Consider the following 9,762-nt stretch of genomic DNA (forward strand, 5'->3'; position numbering starts at 1 on the left):
TTCCTCTTTTCGAACCCGACCATCCATTGGAGCAACGCCGGACGTATGTGGGCATCCGATGGGGATTTCTCATCGTTGCAATCAACCGATCACTCCTTACTTTATACAAATAGAGGAGAGCATTGGAAGGAGTTGATGGAGCATGTCTATTACCACGCGAATGGGAGACACCGGAACAACCAGTCTGGTGGATGAAACCCAACGGGTAAAAAAAACTCATATCCGGAAACAGGTCGTGGGCACGCTGGACGAACTGAATTCGTTTCTCGGGTTGGCTCGGGCGTCGGGCCTGCCCGGAAGGATTGGAGAATCGATTTTCAGATTTCAGGAAGAGCTGTTTGTCATCGGCTCGGAGGTGTCCTCGTCACCGGCCGACCTAGCCGAGCTTGACGTGCGCATCGGCTACAAGCACGTTCGGCGGTTGGACGACATCCTGAGACGCATCGAAAAAAGGATGCCGATGCCGGAGAATTTTATCGTTCCAGGGACCACACGGAGCGGCGCCCTGCTGGACGTTGCCCGGACCGTTACACGCCGACTCGAACGGAAGGCAGTCGAGGCCTTCGAGGAGGGGAAGATAGGGAACCGGTTTATCTTGAAATACCTGAATCGGCTTTCGGACGTCCTCTTTACGCTGGCGCGCTATGCTGAATTCCTCGAGACCGGTAAGGCCGAATGGGCTCCACCCCGCCGGAGGTGAGAAGCCCACTCCGATTCGGAGTCGGAGAAACGCCTTTTCCGGAAGGTTACCGGCCCGAGGAGCCGTCGCGTGGTCAGCTGTTTTCCGGGTACTTGAACGAAACCCAGTAGACTCCCGATATTCCCGGAAGGTTGACGGTCATCATTCCGCTTGTGCTTCCGGTGAGCATGAGGCTGAGGGAATACGCACGGCCCAGGACATCGTGGCTGCAGTCAATGCCGTCTTCATAGTCCTCGTCCAGAAATACGGTGAACTTGCCCTCGGCCAGCATCACGATGACGCAGGAGCCGGCCTCATATTTCTGGAGGTAAAACTTTAACTTTCCGTCCGAACTGTGCCATATTGCATTCGTGGGGATAAAAGGCGACGTGCTCCCGTCGTCGGGAAAAGCAAGAGAAACGGGATACGTGCCGGTCTTGCCCGGGAGTTTGAGGGTCAATGTTCCGGAGGTGCTGTTGTTGAGACTCAGCGACAGTTGCCCGCCCTGCGCCATTACATCGTCTTTGCAGTCGATCCCGTCCCTGTAAGCCGGATCGAGGAAGGCGGTCAGTGTGTTGTTTGCCATGATTGCGATAACGGCGGAGCCGGTCTGATATTTTTGAAGATAGAAGCTGATGCCTTCATTCGAGTTCTTCCAGATGCCGTTGTCGGCGAATGAAGTGTCCGTGCCGATGAGCAACTCCACTTCGTCGATAAAAAAGTTGGTGACCACGTTCTCATCGGTTTGTGCATCAAAGTAGAGGTATATATCCTTTCCGATGAATTCGGATACGTCGAAGGATTGGCTTTGAACCCAGTCCGACGTCGCGTCCACGTTACTCAGGGATAAGATATTCTTGTAGAAGTCATTGTCGTTCCTGCCGATACCCACTTCGAAGATATCGTACGGCTCGTTATCCTCCTCGTTGGTTCCAATGGCGTACCGGAACCTCAGGGTAGCGTTCTTGGCGAAAGAAGGTATGGTGAAATCCTGATACATAAAGTCGTATTCCTCATAGTCGTATCCGCCGAACCAGGCGGCCCAATCGCCTTGATAGGCGCAGTCGTAACCGGCCTGGGTGAAGCAGGGGATCTTCCAAAGAATCCATCCGCTGCTGACCCAGCTTCCGTCTTCCCCATTTTCAAAACCCGGATTATTGAGGATGTTGGTGGACAGCTGCGAGCCGGCCTGTGTGATGGTGACCGTCTTGCCCGCTACCGTGAGTGTGCCCGTCCTCTCGTTTCCCGAATTCGCCGGGATTCGATATTGGACGGAGCCGTTGCCCGTTCCGGAATTCGCCGACTCGAGAACGATCCACGAAGCGTTGGATGCGGCCGTCCACGCGCAACCGGGAGATGAACTGGTCACTTCTATGGCGCCGCCTCCGCCGCTCGAGTTGAAATCCACCGTTGCAGGGTAGACGGAATAGGTGCATTGTGGGGAGTTCTGGGAAAACTGAACATCGATGGTCTGCCAGAATACCGCATTGAAGTTCTGGTTTTCATAGGAGTACAGGCAGTCATAGTCCATGTTCATTTTCATTCGATACAAGCCGTTGGGACGATTCCCGGAGGAAGTGCCCCAACTGTTGAGCAGGACCCAGTAGTGGTTTTCGGGGTTGGGGTCCTGATCGTTGTACCCGACCAGGAGCACGGCATGGCCTCCCCCGTCGTTGCCATAGGCCTGACCGCACTCGAGATCATGATCCCAGATCGTGTTTTCCGGGCCGTTCCAGAAGGAGAAAAACCGATCCCAGGCGGCTTGAGTGGGCAAATAGAAAGCGAAGTACGCCGCCTTGTTCTGATTGAGCACGTTCTTGAGATTGGCTATGGCCGTTGCCTTTCCCACGTCCGCAGTGGGGATCGTGGCATAGGAAATGGAAGTGATGGGGTAGTTGGGCGAAGTGGAAACACTTCCGCAATAGGTAACGCTGGAGCCGTAATCGCACGTGGTGTCTCCGTCGGCGAAGTGCGCGCTGTTGTTGGACCAGGGGAAAAACATGCCCACCTGCTCGTACCAGTTGACGAACTTAACCAGAGTCCCTCCGCAACAGGCGAAGTTGTCGGTTTTACAGGAGTTCAGATACTGGGTGGACAGTCGATCGCTAATTCCCTCCTGGACGTTGAGCGCCACCTCCACGACCCCCGTGCAGGCCCAGTTCCAGCAGTTGCCGCAACTGCCTTGCTGGCGCTCTTCGGGCACGTATGAGACGTAGCCGAGCAGGTTGACGGAGGACCCCTGACCTTCGTAGGCCCGCCTTAAGAGCTGTTTGTTGATGTCGTCGCTGATATAGGCTTTTCGGGCCTTTTTCACCTGGTCGTCCCACTCCATGATTTCGGAAATGGACGGGCGCATGATGGACGCATTGAGTTCTTCAAATTCATACACATCGGACTGCTGTGCTCCGACGCCGGCCGCGACAAGGACTAACGAAACGACGAACAAGGTTCGCAGGAGGGCTTTAACGCTATTCATTTCGATCTCCCCGAATAAAGGAACACCAAATAAATAACCAAATAAATAACCGACTAGAGATCAACCTCTGTAAACACATACGCCCCGATGAAATCATCCACGTCCGGGCGTGGCGTTAACGGCAGCGTCTCGCGGTTCGTGAACGGTGTTTTTGAGGTAACGCCCATCTCCGATTCGGAAACCGTTCGGTCGTCGGATCGGTATCATGGACGGCGCTCCACCGGTTGGCGTTGGAGCTTACATGGCCACACCGGGTTGGCTAACACGGATGTCGGAAGAGAGTGGACAATGCGCCGTATGCCGCTGCTAGTTCAAAAAATGAAGACTATGAGAACAATACCTAATTTAGTATATCACAGCGGACGGGAAATAGGAATAGGCCATGGATGCGGGGTCTAAGGACGAGGTCGCAGGATGGTCGTAGGTTCCGGTAAATGAAGTCCGATGGGGGGTTGGCCTGTTTTTGCAATCAAGGGCTGAATCCGCGTTTGACGCCGCATCCAGTCTGTTCCTCTTCAGTGTTGTGGACGTGGAGCAGGGCGAAGCGGCGGGCTATTCGGTGACGTTCTATGACGACGATCTGTTTCAAACGTTCAGTTTTACGGATCTGCGGGCCAGGGACGGCTCCATCGTGTGGGGCGGCGACAATACGGCCAACTATGTTTCAGCCTTTACAGCCGCTGAGCTTGGCTTCACTGAAATTGACCAGGTGAAGTTCGTTTATGGAGGATCCGGCGGCATCGCTCTGGGCGCGCCGGTTCCCGTCCCGGCCGTGGTGTGGCTGCTCGGCACGGCATTGCTGGGACTATCAGGGTTTCGGAGAAGACGGCTGAGTTAACAGCGGCAAACAGGGTGCAAGGGTAGAGGGAGCCCGAACCGGGGATTCATCTACCCTTTTTTGTGTTTGGAGGGCAGGGAAACTCATGTTCGAGGCCGGCTCACAAAAGGTTTCCGATTCCAAGCATTCGGCGGCACGCGAGTGTAAAATGCGATGCATTTGACCCTGGACGACTTTCTGCCCGAAAGCTATAATGTGTGCCGTCTTTCCTGCAGGGTCGAAGGGCCGTGTATCGTCCGGTGCAGCCATCCGGTCCGGGAGTGCAAAGAGCCTTTCGCCCAGGGAGAGGGAGACCCGCGCGCCGCTCCGGTCGGTTCGCCGTTCATTGCCCATCATTCACCCTGAGTGCTCGAAGGGGGTAGGTCATGAAGTTCTTCAAGAATCTCTCGATCGGCCGAAAGATCGTCGCGATCCTGATGTTGATCGTCGCCATCGAGGTCCTTATCGCCTTGTGCGGCCTGCACTTTCTCCGGCAAATGCAAGGGGACCTGCATCGAATCGTGGACAGGGATGCGGAGAGCGTCCGGTTGGCCGGAGAAATGCAGGCCAACATGCTCCAGATCGTCCGGGCGGAGAAGAACATGATCCTCTCTGCCACGGAAGAGGAACGAACCAGACTTGCGGAGAGCATAGCCGGCTTGCAGGCCGATCTCCGGGAGGCCCAGATCCGCTTGAAGGAGCTGTCCGATCCGGATGAGAAGGTCCTTCTGGATGAGTTCGATGGGATGTGGAGCCGTTTTATGGAGGCGGACGAAGAGATACGCCGGCTCTCAGCGCTCGAGCGGAAGGATGAAGCCGCCGGCCTGAGCATGGGAAACGCCCGTGAGCTTAGAAGTGCGGCTGGAGATTTGATGCAGGCAATTGTTAAGAAGAACGTCAAGGCGTTCGAGGAAGGCAGAGCCCAGGCGGATAGGAATACCCAGAGGGCCGTCACCCTGATGATCGTCTTGATCCTGGCGTCGCTTGCAGTGGCGCTGACCCTGGGGCTGTTGGTGTCCCGTTCCATATCCGCGAGTCTGAACGACATGGTCATTGTGGCCGACGCCATAGCCCAAGGCAACCTGGACGTCCCGGTCGAGGCCAAGGGAAAGGACGAGACAGGCAGGCTCGGCGCGTCCATCCGCCAGATGCAGAGTTCGTTGCGGAAATCGCGGGATGACGCAGCGGCCCGAGACTGGCTCAAGACCGGCATAGCGCGTCTCAACGACCTCATGAGGGGGGAGCAGGAACTGACGGATTTGAGCGCCGGAATTATTTCTGAAATAGTCACTTACTTAGGAGCCCAGGTCGGCGCTTTCTATCTGATGGACAACACCCATGGTAAACCTCTCCTGAGGCTTACCGGCAGCTATGCCTACTCGAAGCGGAAGAACCTCTCCAACGAGTTCGGCTTGGGGGAAGGGCTGGTAGGACAAGCGGCCCTCGAGAAGAAGCCCATCGTGGTAAGAAACGTGCCGGAAGATTACATCAAAGTCACCTCGGGCCTGGGCGAAGCTGTTCCCCGGTTCGTCTCCGTGTTTCCGTTTCTCTTCGACGGTCGCGTGAAGGGATTGGTTGAAATAGGAGCCCTCGACGAGGTGTCCGACCTTCACTTCGAGTATCTGAAACAGGCGATGCCGGCCGTGGCCATCAGCATCGAGACCGCCCAGAAGAGGGAACAGCTTTCAGAGTCCCTGGCCCGTGCCCAGGCCCTCACTGAAGAACTCGAGGCCCAGCAGGAGGAGCTCAAAGCGGCCAACGAAGAGCTCGAGGAGCAGACTCGGGCGCTGCGGGAGTCGGAAGAGAAGCTCAAAGCCCAGCAGGAAGAGCTGGAGGCCACCAACGAAGAGCTCGAAGAGAAGACCGAGGCGTTGGAGCGGCAGAAGCGGGACGTGGAGCGGACCAATCGTGAACTCGAGCGGGCAAGGGGCGAAATCGAGGAGAGGGCCGAGGAACTTGCCATTGCGAGTAAGTACAAATCGGAATTCCTTGCCAACATGTCTCACGAGCTTCGCACCCCCCTGAACAGCTTGCTTCTGCTATCGAAGTCCCTGGCGGACAACAAGGAAGGCACCCTTACCGGGGAGCAGATCGAATCGGCTCGGGTGATTTACGACAGCGGGAATCAACTCCTTTCCCTCATCAACGAGATCCTGGACCTCTCCAAGATCGAGGCCGGCAGGATGGAATTGCACCTCGAGAAGGTCGGCCTGGACGCCCTGGCAAACAGTATTCAGGACCATTTTGCCCATATGGCGAAGGAGAAAGGGCTCGGGCTCCACATCTCACTCAGTGAGACCGCTCCCAAGGAGATCGAGACGGATCGGAAAAGGGCCGAACAGATCATCCGAAACCTCATGTCCAACGCCATCAAGTTCACGGAAGCCGGAGATATCCGAGTCCTTTTCGGCGGACCGAGGCAGGGCGTGAGCCTTTCTCGAAGCGGACTCGACACAAGCAATGCCGTGGCGGTTTCCATCTAAGACACAGGGATCGGCATCCCTGCGGACAAGCAGAAGATCATCTTCGAGGCGTTTCAGCAAGCGGACGGCACCACCGCCCGGAGATTCGGCGGAACCGGTCTCGGGCTTTCGATCTCGAGGGAACTGGCTCATCTCTTGGCAGGTGAGATTCAGCTTGAGAGCGAAACGGGGAAGGGTAGTACGTTCACGCTGTACTTGCCCATTGAAAGGGGACGATTGTCCCAGCGCAGCACGGGGCCCGCCTTGAAGGAAGGAAGCTCGAAGAGTGCCGGATGGAGATCGGAGTCTGCTCGCATCGAGGCCGAGCCAACGGATAGCTCTCGGGTTTTGAGTCCCCTTTTACCGTTGTCCATTCCGGACGACAGGGAGACGCTAAAAGACGCGGACAAGACCATCCTCGTTATCGAGGATGACGCCAGGTTTGTCAAATTGCTCTTGAGACAGTGCCATGACAGAGGGTTCAAGTGCCTGGCGGCGGCAACGGGAGAGGAGGGACTCGACCTGGCGATCCGGCATGTGCCTCAGGCCATCATCCTGGATATCCGCCTCCCCGGCATGGACGGCTGGGCCGTTCTCGAGAGCCTAAAGGGAAATCCGAATTTGCGACACATCCCCGTTCATATCATGTCCGTCGAGGACCCGAGTATCGAGGCTTTCAGGAAGGGCGCCATCGGCTTCCTGAACAAGCCGGCAAGTCAGGAAGATCTCGAGGAAGCCTTCTCGACCCTTGAAAGCATGCTCAGCAGGAAAATGAAGAACCTGCTTGTGGTCGAGGACGACGAGCATCTTCGAAAGAGTGTCGTCAACCTCATCGGAAACGGGGACGTTCAGGTGGATGAGGCCGCAACGGGTATTCAAGCCTTGGGGGCCATGAAGTCCACCAGATACGATTGCATCATCCTGGACCTGGGACTTCCGGACATGACCGGGTTCGAACTTCTCGAGGCTCTGGAGAAGGACGAAGCCCTATCGATTCCCCCGGTCATCGTTCACACAGCCAGAGATCTGACTCGGGAAGAGGAGGTAAAGCTGCGACAGTATGCCGATTCCATTATCATCAAGGGGGTCAGGTCGGACGAGCGTCTGCTGGACGAAACTTCCCTTTTCCTGCATCGCATGGTTGGGAGGTTGCCCGAAAAGCAGCGGAAAATGATCATCGATCTCCATGATACGGACGCCTTGTTCCGTGCCAGGAAAGTCCTGATCGTAGACGATGACATGCGCAATGTATTTGCCATTTCGAAGCTCCTGGAAGAAAAAGGAATGAAGGTCGTCAAGGCGGAAGACGGCAAGAGAGCCCTGGATGCCCTCGAGCAGCACCCGGACGTGGATCTTGTGCTCATGGACATCATGATGCCTGTTATGGACGGGTACGAAGCCATGCAGCGGATCCGGTCCCAGGCGCGGTTCCATCGGCTGCCCATCATCGCCCTCACGGCCAAGGCCATGGCCGGGGACAGGGATCGCTGTATCGAGGCCGGGGCCAACGATTACCTGGCAAAGCCCGTGGACGTCAAACGACTGCTTTCCATGTTGCGCGTCTGGCTGTATCCGTAATAGGTGTGTAAACCGGATAAATCGATGCCTTCGTAAGAAGTCCTCCGGGTCGTCATGCCGGACTTGATCCGGCATCCGGACCATTTGAAATTGCTGGATTCCGGTTTTCGCCGGAACGAAGGAAAACGGCCGCTTTCGACTCTTTACGAGCTTATCAGAACTGAGCAGGTTCGGGTTGACATTAACGTGATGAAACCGGCGGAAGTAGAATCCATCGAAATCGACTTGCTGTTGGAAGCCGTTTTCCGGCGATACGGCCACGACTTCAGGCAGTATGCCAGGGCCTCGGTGGAGCGCAGGGTGAGACAGTTCCTTCCCAAGGCGGGTTGCGAAACCGTAGCCGAGATGATTCCGAAGCTGCTCCATGATGAGGCTTTTTTCGAGCAGTTCCTCGGGCAATTTTCCATCACTGTGACCGAGATGTTCCGCGATCCTTTCGTGTATCGATTCCTCCGGAGCGAGATCATGCCGGTATTGAAGACCTACCCGTCGATCCGGATCTGGCACGCCGGCTGCGCCAGCGGGGAAGAGGCATATTCGCTGGCAATCGTGCTGAAGGAAGAAGGTCTTTACGACAGGGCAACCATATATGCCACGGATTTCAATGACGCGATTATCGAGAAGGCGAGGGAAGGGATCTACGGTATCGAAAACATGAAGCAGTTTACTCAGAACTATCAACTTTCATGCGGCGCCCGCTCCTTTTCAGACTACTACCACGCAAAATACGGCGCCATTATTATAGACCAGGCCCTCAGACGGAACATCACCTTTGCGAATCACAACCTGGCTACGGACGGCGTGTTCACCGAGGCCCATCTTATTTTGTGCAGAAACGTGCTCATCTATTTTGATAAATACCTTCAGAACCGGGTTCTTACCCTTTTCAGAGACTCCCTGGTGCGGGGAGGGTTCCTCTGCCTTGGAACAAAGGAGAGTATTCAGTTTTCCGAGGTCAGGGACGATTTCAGGACGGTCGATGAAAGATCGAGGATCTACCGCAGGCGGTTATAGGGCCGTTGTTATCGGTGCGTCCGCGGGCGGCCTGGCGGCCCTGGGGAAGCTCCTGTCGTTCTTGCCCGAAACGTTCCCTCCGACCGTGATTATAGTGCAACACATGCACCCTGCGGAGGGAGGCTACCTCGTGGAATTTCTGGACGGGAGGTGCGCCGTGCCGGTGCACGAGGCGGAAGACAAAATGCCGGCTCTGCCTGCCAACGTGTATGTCGCCCCTGCGAACTACCATCTCCTCGTTGAAAAGGAGGAAACTCTGTCTCTTTCCATCGACGCGAGGACCAACTACGTTCTTGAATGCTCTGGAGAGCCACAGAGACGTGGATGCCGGCGGCTGAAACGGATCGTCCTCCGTCTTGTAGCTTCACCGGCAGGATCGAGGGCCGTCCATCCTTGGGTCTTCCGTGCGACGCATTGACGCGAAGAACCTTGTACGTTGCTCAATTTCATTACACCGGCTATGGGAATTTGCGCAATTTTTGAGCAGATCCTTCACCGTGGAAATTGGCGGTTTCAGAAAATGCTAAGCATACAAAGAGGTTATATTTGTGGTATATTTCTTGCTTCAATCTCGGATTAAAAAACGGGTTAATTCGTGTCTGTCCATAAAGACCCGATTTCGGACTTATAATTGGGGTCGGGATCGGTGGTTGCCGGCCACATAGAGTATTCTATTGGCTGTGCCGATGCTTTCCGGCTTTATTCGTCGATACGGGTGGTTATGATGACACACGTA

At 55.8% G+C, this 9,762-nt stretch carries 7 protein-coding genes; 6 read left to right on the top strand and 1 reads right to left on the bottom strand.

What is annotated here, in order from left to right; translation table 11 throughout:
* The first annotated feature begins 142 nt into the window (after positions 1-142).
* A complete protein-coding gene (locus HY788_16350) occupies positions 143-700 on the top strand; it encodes a cob(I)yrinic acid a,c-diamide adenosyltransferase (protein MBI4775715.1) in 558 nt (185 codons plus the stop codon).
* A 73-nt stretch (positions 701-773) separates the two neighbouring features.
* Here HY788_16350 and HY788_16355 read toward each other — a convergent pair whose 3' ends face one another.
* The gene (locus HY788_16355) at positions 774-3,155 is read right to left on the bottom strand and encodes a hypothetical protein (GenBank protein MBI4775716.1); all 2,382 of its coding nucleotides are present in this window, start codon (positions 3,153-3,155) and stop codon (positions 774-776) included.
* A 463-nt stretch (positions 3,156-3,618) separates the two neighbouring features.
* Here HY788_16355 and HY788_16360 point away from each other — a divergent pair, with 463 nt between their 5' ends.
* The 5 genes from HY788_16360 (at position 3,619) to HY788_16380 (ending at position 9,444) form a co-directional block, all read left to right on the top strand.
* Positions 3,619-3,993, top strand: a complete 375-nt coding sequence (locus HY788_16360; protein ID MBI4775717.1) for a VPLPA-CTERM sorting domain-containing protein — start codon at positions 3,619-3,621, stop codon at positions 3,991-3,993.
* Positions 3,994-4,358: 365 nt separating this feature from the next.
* The gene (locus HY788_16365; GenBank protein MBI4775718.1) at positions 4,359-6,455 is read left to right on the top strand and encodes an MCP four helix bundle domain-containing protein; all 2,097 of its coding nucleotides are present in this window, start codon (positions 4,359-4,361) and stop codon (positions 6,453-6,455) included.
* 9 nt (positions 6,456-6,464) lie between these two features.
* Positions 6,465-8,012 carry a response regulator gene (locus tag HY788_16370; GenBank protein ID MBI4775719.1) on the top strand — a complete coding sequence of 516 codons (1,548 nt, stop codon included), beginning with the start codon at positions 6,465-6,467 and terminating at the stop codon, positions 8,010-8,012.
* A gap of 189 nt (positions 8,013-8,201) precedes the next feature.
* Positions 8,202-9,026 carry a protein-glutamate O-methyltransferase CheR gene (locus HY788_16375; protein ID MBI4775720.1) on the top strand — a complete coding sequence of 275 codons (825 nt, stop codon included), beginning with the start codon at positions 8,202-8,204 and terminating at the stop codon, positions 9,024-9,026.
* Positions 8,992-9,444, top strand: a complete 453-nt coding sequence (locus tag HY788_16380) for a hypothetical protein (GenBank protein MBI4775721.1) — start codon at positions 8,992-8,994, stop codon at positions 9,442-9,444. Before HY788_16375 ends, HY788_16380 begins: the two co-directional genes overlap by 35 nt.
* The last annotated feature ends 318 nt before the right edge of the window (positions 9,445-9,762 follow it).

This window comes from Deltaproteobacteria bacterium, assembly GCA_016208165.1.
Taxonomy (GTDB): Bacteria; Desulfobacterota; Desulfarculia; order JACQYL01; family JACQYL01; genus JACQYL01.